Annotated in this window: 13 protein-coding genes; 9 read left to right on the plus strand and 4 right to left on the minus strand. The window is 35.7% G+C overall.

The genetic code is table 11. From position 1 onward, the window contains the following. Positions 1–314 precede the first annotated feature (314 nt). Complete coding sequence (locus ACQCPR_RS04490) at positions 315–2,015, minus strand: methyl-accepting chemotaxis protein (RefSeq protein WP_427138316.1); 1,701 nt, start codon at positions 2,013–2,015, stop codon at positions 315–317. Positions 2,016–2,365: 350 nt separating this feature from the next. On the opposite strand from ACQCPR_RS04490, the gene ACQCPR_RS04495 reads away from it, so the two are divergent. From ACQCPR_RS04495 to ACQCPR_RS04510, 4 genes are all read left to right on the plus strand, one after another. Continuing rightward, positions 2,366–2,851, plus strand: a complete 486-nt coding sequence (locus ACQCPR_RS04495) for a C40 family peptidase (protein ID WP_269915903.1) — start codon at positions 2,366–2,368, stop codon at positions 2,849–2,851. A 144-nt stretch (positions 2,852–2,995) separates the two neighbouring features. Next, complete coding sequence (locus tag ACQCPR_RS04500; protein ID WP_427138317.1) at positions 2,996–4,126, plus strand: glycerate kinase; 1,131 nt, start codon at positions 2,996–2,998, stop codon at positions 4,124–4,126. A 266-nt stretch (positions 4,127–4,392) separates the two neighbouring features. After that, positions 4,393–5,469, plus strand: a complete 1,077-nt coding sequence (locus tag ACQCPR_RS04505; protein ID WP_340879197.1) for a branched-chain amino acid aminotransferase — start codon at positions 4,393–4,395, stop codon at positions 5,467–5,469. A 64-nt stretch (positions 5,470–5,533) separates the two neighbouring features. Continuing rightward, positions 5,534–6,331, plus strand: coding sequence for a gamma-glutamyl-gamma-aminobutyrate hydrolase family protein (locus ACQCPR_RS04510; RefSeq protein ID WP_427138318.1), 798 nt, complete (start codon positions 5,534–5,536; stop codon positions 6,329–6,331). Positions 6,332–6,354: 23 nt separating this feature from the next. Here ACQCPR_RS04510 and ACQCPR_RS04515 read toward each other — a convergent pair whose 3' ends face one another. After that, entirely contained in the window at positions 6,355–6,954 is a 600-nt protein-coding gene (locus ACQCPR_RS04515) for a transposase (protein WP_427138319.1), read from the minus strand. Between the two features lie 335 nt (positions 6,955–7,289). On the opposite strand from ACQCPR_RS04515, the gene ACQCPR_RS04520 reads away from it, so the two are divergent. From ACQCPR_RS04520 to ltrA, 4 genes are all read left to right on the plus strand, one after another. Beyond that, entirely contained in the window at positions 7,290–7,997 is a 708-nt protein-coding gene (locus tag ACQCPR_RS04520) for a response regulator transcription factor (RefSeq protein WP_427138320.1), read from the plus strand. Then, on the plus strand, positions 7,987–9,348 hold the full coding sequence (locus ACQCPR_RS04525; protein WP_427138321.1) for a sensor histidine kinase: 1,362 nt from the start codon (positions 7,987–7,989) through the stop codon (positions 9,346–9,348). Before ACQCPR_RS04520 ends, ACQCPR_RS04525 begins: the two co-directional genes overlap by 11 nt. A gap of 39 nt (positions 9,349–9,387) precedes the next feature. Continuing rightward, on the plus strand, positions 9,388–10,563 hold the full coding sequence (locus ACQCPR_RS04530; protein WP_427138322.1) for a PepSY domain-containing protein: 1,176 nt from the start codon (positions 9,388–9,390) through the stop codon (positions 10,561–10,563). 1,150 nt (positions 10,564–11,713) lie between these two features. Then, positions 11,714–12,988: a group II intron reverse transcriptase/maturase gene (gene ltrA / locus ACQCPR_RS04535; RefSeq protein ID WP_427137677.1), complete on the plus strand. Its 1,275-nt coding sequence runs from the start codon at positions 11,714–11,716 to the stop codon at positions 12,986–12,988. Positions 12,989–13,122: 134 nt separating this feature from the next. Here the strand turns inward: ltrA and ACQCPR_RS04540 are convergent, their stop codons facing one another. Further along, a complete protein-coding gene (locus ACQCPR_RS04540) occupies positions 13,123–14,100 on the minus strand; it encodes a proline dehydrogenase family protein (protein WP_093496616.1) in 978 nt (325 codons plus the stop codon). A gap of 269 nt (positions 14,101–14,369) precedes the next feature. On the opposite strand from ACQCPR_RS04540, the gene ACQCPR_RS04545 reads away from it, so the two are divergent. After that, entirely contained in the window at positions 14,370–16,682 is a 2,313-nt protein-coding gene (locus ACQCPR_RS04545) for a 5'-nucleotidase C-terminal domain-containing protein (protein WP_427138323.1), read from the plus strand. A 316-nt stretch (positions 16,683–16,998) separates the two neighbouring features. Here ACQCPR_RS04545 and menC read toward each other — a convergent pair whose 3' ends face one another. Continuing rightward, positions 16,999–18,105 (minus strand): o-succinylbenzoate synthase, encoded by a 1,107-nt coding sequence (gene menC / locus ACQCPR_RS04550; protein ID WP_427138324.1) that lies wholly within the window; start codon positions 18,103–18,105, stop codon positions 16,999–17,001. Positions 18,106–18,141 lie beyond the last annotated feature (36 nt).

Here is an 18,141-nt window from a genome sequence, read left to right on the forward strand (position 1 = left end):
AACACCCCAAAAGTTAGATTTTTTTACTCTAACTTTTGGGGTGCAGCACCGAGTTGCTCCTTTTTAAAAGATTCGAAAGTATATAAAGATGTGCTGTGAACACTGGATTCATGGGGCATTAAAGAACGAATAATCCTGTGAGTTGCGTTTCATGTGGACGCTTTCCGCGTGCGGACGAGCCTCATTCGCGGGGGCTCGACTTTCTCGCTTATCCCACTGGAGTCGTCACATTCCACTTCTGTCAAAATAGAGTGTAGTTACGTGTTCTTAAAGGACCAGGCATGTTCTTTGCCTAGTTTTTCTTACTGTTTACTTTAAAGCTTAAATTTACCTACAATCTGATTTAACTGATGTGCAATATCATTTGTTTCACTAGAACGGTTTGCAATTTCGTCAATTGAAGCTGTCGTTTGTTCAGTTGCTGCTGAAATTGATGTTGTAACTTGTTCAATCTCTTTTATTGATTCAGTAAGTTGATTGATCAACACTACGACTTGTTTCGAATTATCTGCTTCTGTAGTTGTCATATCAGAAATCATGGATATTTCTTTAACGGTTTTTGCAACGGCTGTAGAAATATCACTTAATGATTGAGATGTTTGAAGAACAGTCGAAGAACCTGTTTCGATTAACTTTGTACTTTCTTCTGTAGAATCTACTACTAGCTTAATACTTTCGGTAATATCTTTAATGATAGTTTCGACTTGCTCCACTTCGGTATTAGATTGTTCAGCTAGTTTTCTAACTTCCTCCGCAACAACTGCAAATCCTTTTCCATGCTCACCAGCGCGAGCGGCCTCAATTGAAGCGTTTAGTGCTAGTAAATTAGTTTGTGCTGCAATTGCAGAGATAGAACTAGTAATTTGTTGAATCTTTGTAGTTGCTTCATTTAATCGCCCGATTGTTTCACTAGTTTCAATGGATGCAGATTTGATTTTATCCATATCACGACTAATTTCACTTGCACGAGTTAGACCTTCTTCGGCAGTGTTCATAGTTGTTTTAGAGTTTATCACAGTTGTATCTGCACGATCTTTTGAATTTTGTAAACCTTGTGCTAGGTTCTGCAAAATATTGGAGGAGCGTTCGGCTGTAATTGTTCCGTCGCTTACCGATGCAACAGTTTCACTCATATTAGTTGAGACTTGGTGTATGGCATCTTTCATTTCGTTTAGTGAAATAGAGTTGTTTTCGACATTATCTGTTAATTGAACGGACGTTTTTTGTAGCGTTCCTATAATATCTCGTAGATTCGAAGCTAATGTATTTAATGTTCGACTTAAATCTCCAACTTCATCTTTACTTGTGAAATGTGTGTCCTTGACTGTTAAATTTCCTTTTGCAATTTCACCTGCATGTGCAATAAGTGCTGAAAGCGGCTTTGTTTTTCTTCTAATTAAATAAAGTGTAATTAATGATGCTAACATCAATGGGATCAAACTAATAAGTATTCCTCCACTAACAACGTCCCAAGTACGATCAGTAACAATAGATGCATCAAAATCAATAACACTAATAGCAATAATATCTTTAGAAGGATCATGATCTTCAAATATAGGGGCATAGCCAGAAAGTCTTTCTAAGCCGGCAAATTCATAGGCTTCTGAATATGTAGAATGTTGCATTTCTACTAACATTGCAATAGCATCCTTATCTATATAAAACTGATCTCCAGCTTTAAAGCCATCTTCTTTAAGATTATCATCCATAGCGAGTAGTTTACCATCTAAATCTATAATATACTGGGTTTCAAATATATCTTTATGAGCAGTAGTCCAATTTAGCTGCTCGCTAACCTTGTCAATGGTGGAAGTATCACCAGCAATTAGCTTTTTAACATCATCCGCTTGAATCAAACCAGTAGTAATATTTGCGCACCCATAAGCTTCAATACCAGCTGCCTTATATAGTTCGTCATAAGCAGTATTGTATGTAGCAAACGAAGTGATTAACAGCATAGAAGCAATGATTCCAACAATAATCATCCCTAAATGCATTGTTAAAGTATTTTTCATTTTAAACTCTCTCCTGTCTAACTTTCCATGTAACTTATATAACATTTATACCATAGAAACAGATATAAAAGATATACCTTTATAATTAGAATTAACACAAATATGTAACTATTTTACTTCCGAGTTATATTTTTTTAACTGCTTTTATGTTACTTAAGAGCTAATATAGAACTATAAGATTTCTAATGTATTAGTAGATTACTTTTTAGAACGTATAATTCTCTGTAATGTTATTGTTACACAACTGTAAAGTTAATAAAGTTTAAAAGGTGTTAATATGTGTATAGAGAAATTTTCAGAAAACATTTTGAATCTATTTTTCAATACACATCTTTGGAGGAACATAAGTTTTGACTTCTTTGTTTAAAAAAATCATCACAATCTTTAGTTTAACTGTAGTTTTAGCCGCGGGAACATTTGCAGGAAATACAGAAGCAGCAAGCACTGTAGCATCCAATGAAATAGTATCGAGTGCGAAAAGTTTAGTAGGAATTAAATATCGTTATGGTGGAACAACGAAGGCTGGTTTTGATTGTTCAGGTTATATCGGATATGTTTACAAAAGCAAAGGGGTTAATTTAGCAAGAACAGCAGCGGGAATGTACAACAGTGGGAAAGCTGTAAAAAAAGCAAACCTAGCAGTTGGAGACTTGGTTTTCTTCAATACTTCTGGTAGAGGCGTATCTCATGTGGGTATGTACATAGGTAGCGGTAAGTTTATCCATGCTTCAACATCTAAAGGTGTTCGTGTTGATAAATTAAATGACCCTTATTATTGGGGTAAAAAATACGTTGGTGCTAAGAGAGTAGCGAACGTAACAGTAGCAAAAAAATAATTTGAACATATACTACCGTTTTAGCTTATAGCTGAAACGGTTTTTTAAATCTTAAATGATTAAGGACGGAAATCGTAATCTCCTATGCATATAGTTGCATTTGTTTGTTTGAATTTATTAATATGATTTTAAAAGGATGGTAGTATGAAAATTGTTATTAGTCCTGATTCCTATAAGGGTTCCTTAACTGCTATAGAAGCAACTTATGAGATTAATAAAGCCATCAAAGAAATTAGTCAGGACATCGAAACGGTATTACTTCCAGTTGCAGATGGAGGAGAAGGGACACTCGAAGCACTTATTACAGCAACTCAAGGAAGTACTATTGATGTCGAGGTTCATGATCCTATAGGTCGTCTAATACAAGCGGAGTATGGAGTGCTTGGTGATGGAGAAACTTGTGTTATTGAAATGGCGAAAGCATCTGGAATTATGCTATTACAGAAAGAGGAGAAAAATCCTTTACAAGCCTCCACATTTGGTACAGGAGAGCTTGTACTTCATGCTTTAAATCGTGGATACAAGAAGTTCATAATAGGGCTTGGGGGTAGTGCAACGAATGATGGTGGAACAGGAATGTTACGTGCTTTAGGGATGAGGTTTTTAAACAAATATGGAAAAGAAATTCCTCTTGGACCTCAATTTTTAAGAGATTTACATGAAATTGATCCAACAGACTTTGATGATAGAATAAAGGATTGCCATTTTATATTGGCTTCTGACGTGGATAATCCCTTCGTAGGATTAAACGGTGCAACAAAAGTTTTTGGTCCACAAAAAGGAGTGACATCAAATATGTTAGAGGTGCTAGATAAAAGTCTAGAACAACTAGCTAATATAATAGAAGAAGTCACGCAAATTACACTACATAAATTGCCAGGAGCGGGCGCTGCTGGTGGACTAGGTGGTGCTTTTCTAGCATTTTTTCCAGTTTATATGAAACCGGGTATTGAAGTGGTAATGGAAGCAATCAATTTTGAAGAGCATATCAAGGATGCTGATTTCATCATTACAGGTGAAGGTAAATCAGACTCTCAAACTCTTTCTGGAAAGGCTCCTATTGGTATTGCTAAAGTTGCAAATAAACATAACGTACCAGTTATTTTAGTATCCGGAGTCATTGAATTAGAGAGTATACCAGCTCTATCTACTCGTTTTTTCAAGCTTGTAAGTATAGCAAATGAAACAATTTCTGCTGAAAAATCTATGCGTAGAGCATCTTATTACCTGAAGGAGAGAACAAAAGAAACAATAAAATCGATTTTAAATTTATAATTAAATAATATTGCTAAGTTTAACGAATCATAATTAAACTACCAAAAATCACCCTAATTTTAAATGTAGTTATTACCTTTTAAAATTGCTTGATAAATAACTATTAAACAATTTGTGTTTAATTTTAATTAGAGAGTTTTAAATTTTTTGAAAATAATTTTAAAAAGGTATTTCTAATTCTCGTAAAAGTAGTATAATTGCATATAATATATTGCACACTTAAAATTGTTGCAATTTACTAATTTTATTGATAGGGGAAACATGCCATGAATAATCTAAAAATTAATTTCACAAAAAATGGAGCGAAAAACGAGAAAACACCAGCAAATCAGCTAGTGTTTGGAACGAAATTTACGGATCATATGTTTATCGCTGATTACACAGAAGGAACAGGTTGGCATGATCATCGTATCGTCCCTTATCAGCCACTTACATTAGATCCATCTGCTTCTATATTACATTATGGACAAACGGTTTTTGAGGGAATGAAGGCTTATCTTTCGGAAGATGGAATTGTTCGATTGTTCCGCCCCGAGCAAAACATGAAACGTATGAATATTTCGGCAGACCGTTTAAGCATGCCACAAATAGAAGAAGAATTAGCTATTGGTGCTTTAAAACAGTTAATCGAGATAGACAAAGAATGGATTCCTACAGAACCCGGAACATCACTTTATATTAGACCTTTTATGATCGCAACTGAAGCACATCTTGGTGTATCAGCTTCTAAAACATATAGCTTCATCATCATTATGTCGCCGGTCGGATCTTATTACAAAGAGGGCATTCATCCAGTAAAAATCTTAGTGGAAAGTGAATATGTTCGAGCAGTTGCTGGTGGAACAGGAACAGCAAAAACAGCCGGTAATTATGCTTCAAGTTTAAAAGCTCAGGAAGTAGCTGATCGTGAAGGATATGCTCAAGTTCTTTGGTTAGACGGATTAGAGAGAAAATACATTGAAGAAGTAGGAAGTATGAATGTCTTTTTCAAAATTGATGGAGAAGTAGTTACTCCAGCCTTAAACGGAAGTATTCTGGACGGGATTACCAGAAAGTCTATCATTGAATTGTTGAAGTACTGGGGTGTTCCAATTACAGAACGTAAAGTTTCAATGGAAGAAATACGTGAAGCTTATTTGAACGGTAAACTGGACGAAGCATTTGGAACTGGTACTGCTGCTGTTATTTCTCCAATCGGAGAATTACGCTGGAAAGGTGAGTTATTCTACGTAAATAACGGAGAAACAGGAGAACTTTCCCAAAAATTATATGATACGTTAACTGGAATTCAACGAGGCATTATCGAAGATCCATTTGGCTGGGTTGTTGAGTTAGAAAATTAATGTTTTTTAGTCGCTTCTCTTCACAGAGAGGCGTTAATTTTGTTTATGGGGAGGATGCTTTACGATGAAACCACTAATTGGTATATGCGCTAATTATTTATCAGATGACATAGTCGGATTGGCTGCAGGAATCGGTGCAAAAAATCAGGAATGGCAATTGCTTGCAGATGATTATATTGTTGCAATTGAAAGAGCGGGAGGGGTACCAGTTATTTTGCCTATCACTACAGAGTTAGAAACATTGACTCCTCTTCTTCAAAAATTGGATGGGATATTATTTTCTGGAGGTTCTGATATAGATCCATATTTTTACGGAGAATATCCGAAATTTGGATTAGGAGCTATTGAACCAAAAAGGGATTTCCATGAAATTAGGCTAGCCCGAAAAGTTTTATCGGATATGAACATTCCTGTACTTGGCATATGCCGTGGTATGCAGTTACTTACCGTTGCAACCGGTGGCAAACTATATCAGGATTTATCATCTCAAAAACCGGAGGGGATCAACCACTCAGTACCAAAATCAATTAGACATCACGCATCTCATCCGGTTCGAATTGAAAGTGGTTCAATATTACATAATATTTTTCAAAATGATGAGCTAAGAATAAATAGTTTCCATCACCAAGCTGTAAAAGAGCTAGGCAAAGGTTTTAAGGTGACGATGACTGCTCCTGATGGAATCATCGAAGGAATAGAATGGGAAGAGCCTAATAGATTTGTTGTAGCGGTTCAATGGCATCCTGAAATGATGGAAGGACAAGTTGATACAGTTCGTCTAATCTTTAAAGCTTTCGTCGAAGCAAGTAAAATGAATGCACAAGTTATTGGACTAGTTCCATCTGAAGAAACAATAGCTTAACTGGCCTTTTGGAGAAATCCTACCTATGTCAAACTATATTGGCGATGGTAGGATTTTTCTTCCTCAATTTGAATATCCTCGCAGTATATTTTATAATTTTCCGTCCTTAATTCAGGATATTTTTTAATCAAATTTGGTAGTAAATATATATCGAGGTAAGAAGGCTTTTGCTTTTTTTCATTTATATAAAACTGATAGGAGCTATACTGGTTGTTTGCCATACTCTTTGAAATGTTTCTTTTTATGTAAAGATGATTTTGATGTATATACTTACTTATTTTTAATAACTCTTTCGGATCAGAAATCATGTTTGTATAATATCTAGATTCATATAACTGATCCCAGTATTTATATTTAAGCTTGAAATATTTTGAGTACTGTTGATTAATGAAAATTAGCACATCTGAAAGTGGAACTTTAGGAGAACGTATAAGTAGGTGGTAGTGGTTATTCATAAGAGAGTAAGCAATTATTGTAAAGGAATATAATTTATGAGCCTGAGATAGCGTATGTGTAAAGAACATGAAATCCTCTTTATTAATAAAGATATTTTGCATCTGATTTCCTCGCATTGTAATATGATAAAAAATTTCTGGCTGCCATACTTTTCGAATATTACCCATTTAAACTTCGCCTCCTCTATTTGACAACACCATAATATAAAATAGAGTAAACTACAATTGTCAAAATTTATTATTACAAACAACAATTCCATTCTTACTTAAAATAACTAATCAAAATTCAATTTTCCATCAATAATTGTACTCAAAATAAAATTATCAATTCTCTATTCTAATGCTATCGGGAATTTCCCCTTACAGTAGCAAATGTTCCGAGAAGCCTATACAAAGTACACAAGGAACGTTACTCGTACCTGGAAAGGTTCACCTTTTGGCTTATTATGAAACTGCACTGCATTATATTGTGTGATAAAATAGGGGAAAAAGGAGTGTGTCCAATGAAGGACAGGGTGTTAATTGTAGAAGATGAAAAAAATATTGCACGTGTTCTTCAATTAGAGCTTGAGTTTGAAGGATACACAGTGGATATTGCATATACGGGAACAGACGGATTGATCAAATATCGAGAGCATCAATGGGACTTAGTTTTACTGGATTTAATGCTTCCTGGTTTAAATGGATTGGATGTATTAAGAAGAATTCGTGCTACAGAAGATGAAACGCCAGTAATCTTGTTAACCGCAAAAAACAATACAGAAGATAAAGTAGCTGGATTGGACCTTGGAGCGAATGATTATGTAACTAAACCATTTGAAATTGAGGAATTGTTAGCTCGCGTGCGTTCGGCAATTCGTTTTTCTAAATCATCCACTCCAGTTCCTGTTCATGATGAAAATGTGCATATTTTTCAGACGCTTATTCTGAATGAACAAACACGTGAAATTACTAACTCGGGAGTATCTATCAATCTAACGCCTCGTGAGTATGATTTACTATTATATATGATGAAGCACCCTAACCAAGTGTTGACGCGAGAGCAGCTACTAGATGCTGTTTGGGGATTTGATTATTATGGGGATACGAATGTTGTAGATGTTTATATACGATATGTTCGGAAAAAGTTAGAAGAAAACGAGTTACTTTCTTTTATACAAACCGTCCGTGGTGTTGGATATGTGCTGAAGGAGCAAAAGAATGAAGCTTAATACTAAAATACATCTATTTTCTACCTTATTGACGCTTTTAATCATAGGTTTAATGAATATAGGTGTATATTTTTTATTTGAAGATATGGCCTATGATTCGGAATATAATCAACTCAACACGGATGTAGACTCTATGATAACTGCATTAAGTAAAATGCAAGAAAAGGATGACCCTGCCACAATTTTGCGCACCTATATACCAACTAGTGGAGGAATACGGATCTTAGATGGCAAAGGAGAACTACAATTAGTAGTTCAATCAGTTGAAGAGCTAACTACTTATCAACCTTATTTTGAACAGGATGAACGGTACTCAATTGGAAGTCTTGAAGGTACTCCTGTTTTGACAATAAGTAAACCAGTTATTTGGCCGAATGGAGAAGTTGTAGAAGTTCAGACGATGAAACAATTAATAGATGTGGGGAATAATTTAGATTTCCTTCGTCTTATTTTACTTGGTGTAACAGTAGCTGGGATGTTACTGATGATGGCCTCGAGTGTTACATTAGGAAAAATAATTACGAGGCCAATCAATAAACTAATAAATACAATGTTTCATAGTAGAATTTCAGGAAAATATGAAAAAATAGCGGTTCGTCCAAATGGAAAAGACGAAATAGCTCAAATGGGGATTGCTTTTAATGAGATGATGGAGCAGCTGGAGCAAAACTTTAAAAAGCAGGAGCAATTTGTATCTGATGCCTCACACGAATTAAAAACACCATTAACAGTAATAGAAAGTTACGCTAAACTATTGTCTCGACATGGTTTCAGTAATACTGAAATTGCGGAAGAATCCGTTCAGGCAATTATCAAAGAAACGAGCAGAATGAAAGAAATGGTGTCGCAAATGTTAGTGCTGGCAAAAAGTAACGGAAAACAACAACATAATTTTGAATTGATTGATGTGAATGTTTTAGTGGAAGAAACCTTAAAGTCAATGCGAACTGGATATGATCGAAACTTTTTATTAAAGGTTAATGGACCATCCTATGTAAATACTGATATAGAGCAATTAAGACAGTTACTATTTATCATTTTGGATAATGCTCGTAAATATAGCGAAAAAGATATTAAGACAACAATTTCAGAAAGCGAGGAAGGAACGACTATCTCAATCATGGATTATGGGGATGGTATTCCCAAAGAAGACTTGGATCGAATTTTTGATCGTTTTTACCGGGTCGATGAAGCACGAAATCGAAAAACAGGTGGGACTGGACTTGGGATGGCTATTGCAAAAGATATAGCAGATCGCCTTTGTGCTAAATTAACAATTCAAAGCACGGTAGGATTTGGTACAACCATCCATATTTTTCTTCCTTCTAATCAAATTCTCATGGATTTTTAATGTTCGTCACTTATGATGAATACGAGGGGGAGTGCGTCAATGGAATTTAATAAAATGAAAAGAACTTTTATCGTTTGTATCGCTACAGTCGGTATCGTAGTAATAGTATTCGTAGTCAACATTGGCTCAGATTCTTTACTTATGACCGAAAAGAACGTACGCACCCAACTCGAGCAAATGTATGATGCAGAAGTAGCTGAAGTGAAGAAAAGTGATGATAAAGATGTTTATGAGGCGATAATTGCAAAAAGTGGACAAGTGTATTTGGTCGAAATGAATGCCACTACTGGTGATGTGAGTTCCTTGAAACACACGGATGAGTTCATTATTGAAGAAGTACCTGTTAAAACTCAAGAAGCTAATGAAGTATTAGATATGGGTCCTGAAGTAAGTCCGAAAAATGCTAAAACCTCTTCTAGAGGGGAAATAGTTGAAAGTAATATAATTTCATCTAATGGCACTTCTAAATTAGTTATTATTGAAAAATCAAAGGACTCATCTGCGAAAGTAAAAGTTGTGGAAAATCCTAATGTTTCGGATAATAAAAAGTCAAAACAAACAACTGCTGATAAAGTAGTAAAAACAGAAGAAAAGCCTATTAAAAAAGTGATCAAAGATGCTATTAAAGAAGTGTTGGCATCTGAAACGACTAAACCGGTTGAGACTTCCAAGGAAGATGCTAAAAAAGAAACAAAAACAGAGAATACAACTAAAACAGAGATTTCTAACACAGATACAGCTAAGGCAGATGTAAGTAAATCAGATACAAGTAAAGTAGATGCAAACAAAGCAGACACGGCAAAAAATGAGCCATCTAAAACAAATACGTCACCAAAAACAGATGCGGCTAAATCTGAAACTTCTAAAAGTGAAACGACTGTAAAAACGGAAAGCCCAAAGACAGAAGAACAACAGAAAACTGAGACTAGTGATATTGCTGTAGGGAAAACAGACGAAAAAAAGACAGAAGTAACTGAAAAACCCGTTACAGTTTTAATCACTGCAGATGAAGCGTTAAAGATTGCGCAGCAACAACAAAAAGGAACAGTAGATAGTAATTCCTTTGTAAAGACAGATGAGGGTGGATATTATTTAATTGTAATGATGGCTACGAAAACAGAGGAAACAAAAGAAAGTACGAAAGAAAAGAAAACGAAAGCAACAATACAGGTACATGCTATCTCTGGAAAAATACTTTCTGTGACTTGGGAATAGTTTTCTCATCAAATTCTAATAAAACTCTAGCGGTTTTCTCATTTTGATCCTTTATTATGAAATTAACAAATGAATAGCATTTCAAGTTGTTGAACTAGTTTGAAGGAAACAAGTTCAGGCAACTAAGCATAATAGGGGAACGATCTTACGGCGATCAAAGCGATAAAACGAAGCGAATGAAGGTAATAATATTTACGGCGTAATAATATAATCCTTGAGCGATAACAAGGGAAAATGCACCTCACTCTACAATTCCCCGTAGAGTGAGGTGTTTTTTTATAAGAAAGTATATAAAAATATATCGTGTACACTGTTTTTATGAGACTTGAAAGAATTAGTGATACTATTTATTTTCTTTACATGTGGACTCTTTCCGAGGCCGAGCCTCTGTACGGGGGCTCTAGACTTTTCACTTATCCCACTGAATTCGGCACGAACCATTACTCCACTAGGGGATTGGGCCTAAGTATAACATTTAGGTGGTAGGATTTTCCTTATTACTAGTGTTAAATTCATCATGAGTTAGTTTTATAGTGTAATCCTCGTTAATTTTGCTGATACCGTTCCCAATTTTCTAAACTTGTAAAAGAAACACGGCTTATCTAGTTTTATGTTCTGAGAGACCGGGTGTCTATATGCCCGGTTTTTTTAGTGTGCCAGGCATGGCAACTATCTAGGTGGTGAAAGTCCACTGTGGGGGTACACATCGACCAACCACTAAGGAAGCGCAAGGTGCTTATCGTGAGGTAAGGGCTGAAGGAAGCGTGGAATAAAATCTTGGCTCGACGAACAGAAATCTGATACAAAGGCTCTACAAAGGGATAAGGCTCCTAAACAAGTTAAAGTCCAAAAGATGTGCGTAACTTTGTAGGGTAAATCAGGCGAGTAAAAGAGGAAAGATAGCTGTCTTACCCTGGGAGGTCTTGCGGATGTACATATGTACAGTCGAAAAAGGTTAGTCGCAAGAAGTCAGCAGAAGCCATAGTAATGACCTAAGGTCATGAAGGGCTGAACAATTTATAGTGTTTCAACGCCACGAATGCGTAAGTGACGAACTCCGAATGTGTTAATGGTAAAAGTATGAGCGTAACTCAGAGGATAACCAAAACGGAGATATCATTTACTACGTGAGAGGAAAGGAGAAACGAGTGTGGAACTTTTAGAAAAGATCCTTAGTAATCAAAACATGAATGATGCCTACTTGCGTGTCTATAGAAATAAGGGGGCAAGTGGTGTCGATGGAATAACTGTTGATGAGCTGAAACAATATCTGAAAGAGAACAAGGATGAGATACGTCAGCGCATCAGAACTAGAAAATACCAACCACAAGCTGCCTTACGAGTGGAAATCCCAAAAGAAAATGGAAAGATGCGCAAACTGGGAATACCAACAGTAGTGGATAGGGTAGTTCAACAAGCGGTTCATCAAGTACTCAGTCCGATATTCGAAAAGCAGTTCAGCGAATTCAGTTACGGCTTTAGACCGAAAAGAAGTTGTGAAATGGCAATTATAAAGAGCTTGGAATTTCTGAATGATGGACATGATTGGGTTGTGGATATTGACCTGGAAAGATTTTTCGATACAGTCCACCACGATAAACTCATGCGAATCATTTCTAATACAATAGACGACGGAGATGTCATTTCTCTTATAAGAAAATATCTTGCCAGTGGGGTTATGGTGAATGGAAAATATGAAGATACACCAGTTGGAACTCCGCAAGGAGGAAACCTAAGCCCGTTGTTGAGTAATATTATGTTAAACGAATTGGATAAGGAACTAGAAAGTAGAGGACTCCACTTCGTGAGATACGCTGATGACGCCTTAATCTTTGTGAAGAGTGAAAAAGCCGCAAATAGAGTGAAGGAATCACTCGTGAGATTTATAGAAAAGAAATTAGGACTGATAGTCAACGTAGAAAAGAGTAAAATCTCCCGTCCAAAAGACTTAAAATTCTTGGGATTTGGGTATTACTACGATTTTCTAAATAACAAATATCAAGTTAAACCTCATTCACTGTCCATACAAAAATTTCAAAGAAAGCTTCGAAAATTAACCAAACGAAGTTGGAGTGTCCGGCTGGACTTCCGAATTTTAAAACTAAAACAAGTCATACTTGGATGGGTTAATTACTTTAGAATTTCAAATATGAAAAAAGCGATGACCTTGATAGATAAGAAGCTTCGTTCCAGAATCAGAGTTATCGTCTGGAAGCAATGGAAGGTACCGAAGAAACAAATCAAATCGCTTGTCCAATTAGGAATTCCAGAGGAAGAAGCGAAAGGATTAACTTACTGTCGAAAAGGTTATCGGTACATCGGACTTTCAAAAGTTGTTCATAGAGCAATCTCAAACAAAAGACTTAAGCAAAGAGGACTTCCATCTGCTTTAGAACATTATCTAAAAGTACACACTGTAATATAAATTGAACCGCCGTATACGGAACCGTATGTACGGTGGTGTGAGAGGGGCGAAAATAATTAAATTATTTTCCCTCTACTCGATTTAGTCAAAAAAGTTGTCTCCCAGTAGTTTACTACTGGGAGACAACTTCTTCATTATTTACGTTTATTACGTTTCGTTAAACGCCCAAGTGCAAATGCACCAGCAGCTAGACCTATCATTGTATTCGTGTTCTTATTGAAAACTTGTTTTACAACAAGGTTCATATTTGCAGGACGCTCTGCTAGTCGACGCATGAAGTAGCCGTACCAGTCTTGTCCAAATGGTACATACGTACAGAAGTTATAGCCTTCTTTTGCAAGTTGTTGTTGCATCTCAGTGCGGAAACCGTATAACATTTGGAATTCGAATTTATCATAAGGAATATTATTGTCTTTGATAAACTGTTTAATATGGTTAATCACATTATGATCATGAGTAGCGATGGAAGTGAATTTACCATTTAATAAATGCCATTCTATAAGTTCTATATAGTTTTTGTCAATTTCTTCCTTTGTTTGGTATGCGTATTCCACAGGCTCCTTGTAAGCTCCTTTTACGATACGTAGACGGAAGTTTTTATACTTTTGAATGTCCTCAACTGCACGATAGAAGTATGCTTGAATAACAGTTCCAACGTTATCGTAGTCTTTTGAAAGCTCATCCAAAATATCAAAAGATGGTTGTAAATGTTTGGTAGACTCCATGTCAATATTGATGAATGTATTATATTTATGTGCAGTTTGTACAATTTCTTTTAAATTATTTAAAGCGAAGTCATAATCAATATCTAAACCAAGCTGTGATGGTTTTAAAGAAATATGTGCATCTACTTGATGTTCCTCGATTGCTTCGATTACTGCGATAATTTGTGCTTTAGCAGCTAATGCTTCTTCTTTTTCGAAGACAAATTCCCCCAAATTATCGACTGTACAAGAAATACCCATTGCGTTCAGCTTTTTAATACTTTCTATTGTTTCTTCTATGTTTGTTCCAGCCACAACATGCTGAGCACCCATTTTTAAACCATATTTTTTTGCCGCACCATTTAGTATTTGATTCTCAGACAAAGCCATAAAAAAATCTTTTAACATTGTAATGCTCCTATCTCTGTTTTGATGATTCATTATAACACATTTTACAGTGGAAATAGTATTCCTTTAGCCATAGTTCGACAAATTTCTATCAAACAGAGGGAGGGGAAAGATACTTTTATTTAATACATATAAATCTATATGAAATCTCCTGTCAAATTATCAGAAAATTAACTTGCCATTTGTAAAATAGTAAGTTAACTTTGAGATAGTGAGTAATTTTTACCATCATTAATTAATTATTCAAAATCATTTTTAGGAGGCAGGACATGCGAAATAGTAAGATGAAAAAATCAGCTGTAGCTGTAGTAATTGCAACATCATTATTTTCTGTTTCAAGCGTTTCATTTGCAAATAGCTCATTACAAGAGGTAGTTGACAATGCAAGGAAAGATATTAAAAACTCAGCTTATTCCTATGTAGTCCCAGCACAAGCTGGAAAACTTGCGGCTAGCAAGAACCTTTACCCCGCTTTGAACACTGCTAAAGCAAACTACCAAAAAGCTAGAAATGAAATCGTTAAATCCAATGTAAAAAACAAAGATTTATTACTAAAAAATTTAGATGAGCTATATCACGAACGTGTAACTAAGGGCATTATTCCTTATATTGATGCTTATAACTATGCTGACAAGTACTTAGCTCCAATTATGAAAGAAATTGAACAAGCAGAAACAAGTAAAGATTGGGTTAAGATAGAGAAAGCATATCATAAACTTTCTGTACAGTTAAAAACCCGTACTGCTATTTTGTATCGTTTTACTGGGAAAGCTGCTCGTGATCTATTACTAGAACAATATAAAGAACCAGCAAACCAAAAGCGGGATGAATTAATGGTGCCAGTTACTATATTTATGAAAGCGAAGGAAGCTGAAGCTTACATAGCTGCAAATAAAGAACAAGAAGCTTTAAAAGTACTTGAATCTATCAATCTATTAATAGAAAAATTACCTAGTGATTCTTCTCCAATTATAAAAGAATTACTTGTATATGTTGAAAATATTAGTGAACAAGTAAAAGCAGACTTTACATTATCGTTAATGCATGTAAACGATACACATGCACGTACAACACAAGCACCTAAACGTTTAACGGCTATTAAAGAAGTGAGAGCTGAAAAACCTTCTTCTCTACTTATCGACGCTGGAGATGTCTTCTCAGGTACTTTATATTTCAATGAATTTGAAGGGCAAGCAGATTTAGAATTAATGAAGCTAATGGATTATGATGTAATGACATTTGGAAATCATGAGTTTGATTTAGGTAGTAGCGAAGAAGGACATAAAGCATTAAAAGAATTTATTGAGAAATCTAACTTCCCATTCGTTAGTTCGAATGTTGATTTTTCAAAAGATACTAATTTAAAAGGGCTATTTAATGTAAATGTATCAACAGAACCAAAAGATGGACAAATTTATAGTGGTATTATTAAAGAAATAGACGGCCAGAAGGTTGGATTATTCGGTCTAACTACTGCAGAAACTGCTAATATATCCAGTCCGAAAGATGTAACTTTTACTGATTATATAAAAGCAGCTCAAACAATGGTTGATGAGTTTGAGAAACAAGGTGTCAATAAAGTTGTTGCAGTTACTCATATTGGATATGATGACAACCCTACAGTGGATAATGATTTGTTACTAGCTGCTGCTGTTAATGGCATTGATGTAATAGTTGGTGGACATAGCCATACTAAGTTAGAGAAGCCGGTACTAGTAGAAAAAGATAGTACTGGTAAGGAAAAAGATCCTACTATTATCGTACAAGCTTCACAATATAGTGAATTCTTAGGGACACTAGACGTAGATTTTGATGAAGCCGGTAAAATAGTCGGACATGCTGGAGAACTTGTTGAGATTAAAGATCAAGTAGAAGATCCTACAGCAGCTACTTTATTAAAAACATATTCGGATAAAATAGATGCAATCAATAAAACAGAAATTGGTGTAGTTGCAGAAGAAGAATTACAATTACCTCGTACAGATGGTGATGATACTAAGCCGAGTGTTCGTAAAAATGAGACTGCTCTTGGAAATATAATTACTGATGGTATGCTTTCAAAAGCAAAACAATACGATAACAAAGTTATTATGGCATTACAAAACGGTGGTGGAATTCGAGCAGAAATTGGACAAGGTCCGATTACTGTTGGAGAGGTAATTACAGTTCTTCCGTTCGGTAATACATTAGCTACAATGGAAATCACTGGAGCAGAACTAAAATCTGCATTTGAAATTAGTTTTAAATCTTATCCAAAAGAGAATGGTGGTTTCTTACACGTTGCTGGTGCAAAAGTAGAGTTCGATTCTTCGAAACCTGCTGGAGAACGTGTAGTATCAATCAAATACAAAGCAGCGGATGGATCGTTTGTGGATATTAAAGATGGTGAAAAATATGTAGTAGCCACAAATGCGTTTACAGCTAAAGGCGGCGATAGCTATGATGTATTTGAAAAAATCTATAAAGAGGGTCGTGTTACAGACCTTGGACTTTCAGACTGGGAAAACCTTCAAGAACAGTTGAAAACGTTAAAAACAGTTAACAATAAAACAGAAGGTCGTATTGTGGACGTGAAAAAGTAATAGAAGTAAATCCTTTCGCTATTAGAGTAGTGAAAGGATTTTTTAGTATGGAAAATATAAATTATATTACAAAGATTGGAGCTTAGGCAGCGACTCCAATGGGTGCAGCCCGAGCTGAAGACCCTGGACGGAGCGTAGCGTAGCGAAAATCTTTTTTGCGACGAGCTTGCGCAGGAGCAAAGGAAGCGGCTGAAGTCGTGCCCACGGAAAGCGTCCGCTCTTCGCTACAATCAACGGCATATCTATGTTCATGTTCTTAAAGGGCCGGGAGTCTATTGCCCGGTTCTTCTTATTTGCCCAAACAAGGATTACAATACTATTCGAATACAATCGAATCTAACATATAACGTTCAATTACCTCCATATTCGGTTCGAAGCCAATTCCATATCCTTTTGGAACTTCAATGTAACCATCCACCACTACTATTTCCGGGGAAATGATATCCTCCTCCCAATAGTGAGAAGATCCTGCAGTATCACCTGGTAGCGCGAAATTTGGCAGGGTGGTAAGAGCGATATTATGCGCACGTCCGATACCTGCCTCTAGCATTCCACCACACCAAACAGGAATACCTTTTTCCATACAATAATCATGAATTTTCTTTGCTTCAGTTAGACCTCCAACACGAGCAATCTTAATATTAATTACTTTCGTACTACCAAGCTCAATCGCCTTGCGTACATCTTCTACAGAGAGTATACTTTCATCCAAGCAAATAGGGGTATTCAACTGTTTTTGTAACTTAGCATGATCAACAATATCATCACTTGCCAAAGGCTGTTCAATCATAAGTAAATGATAGTCGTCTAGTTTTTTTAATAGCTCTATATCATCTAGAGTATAAGCGGAATTCGCATCTGCCATGAGAGGAACGTGAGGAAATGCATCTCTAAGTTTTTGAATCATTTCGATATCATATCCTGGTCTAATTTTCACCTTTATGCGTTTGTAGCCCTCTTCAATATAATGATGTACTACTTCTAAGAGCTTCTCCGTACTTGTTTGGATGCCAATGCTAATACCAACTTCAATTTTTTTTGCAACTCCGCCAAGAGCTTGCGCTAGAGACTGTTTGTTACGTTTTGCATATAAATCCCAAATAGCCCCTTCAACAGTAGCCTTCGCCATATTATTTTTTCGGATTGGGGTAAAAATTTCACTAACTTCATCGGGGTGATTGATTTCTTTATTCAATAACAGTGGTATAAGAAAATCTCTAATCATATGTAAGGTTGTTTGAACTGTTTCTTCTGTATACCATGGAGCTTGGAAAGCTGCAGATTCGCCCCAACCAGAATTGCCATCTTCGTCGAATACTTCTAATAAGAAAAACTCTTTCTCCTGCATACTTCCAAAGCTAGTGACGAATGGATTCTTCATTGTCATTTTTAAATGGCGCAAGTTCATTTTTTTTATTATCATTTTTTTACTCCTCTAGTTAAAGCTAATATCAACCAA

The organism is Psychrobacillus psychrodurans (assembly GCF_050209195.1).
Taxonomy (GTDB): domain Bacteria; phylum Bacillota; class Bacilli; order Bacillales_A; family Planococcaceae; genus Psychrobacillus; species Psychrobacillus psychrodurans.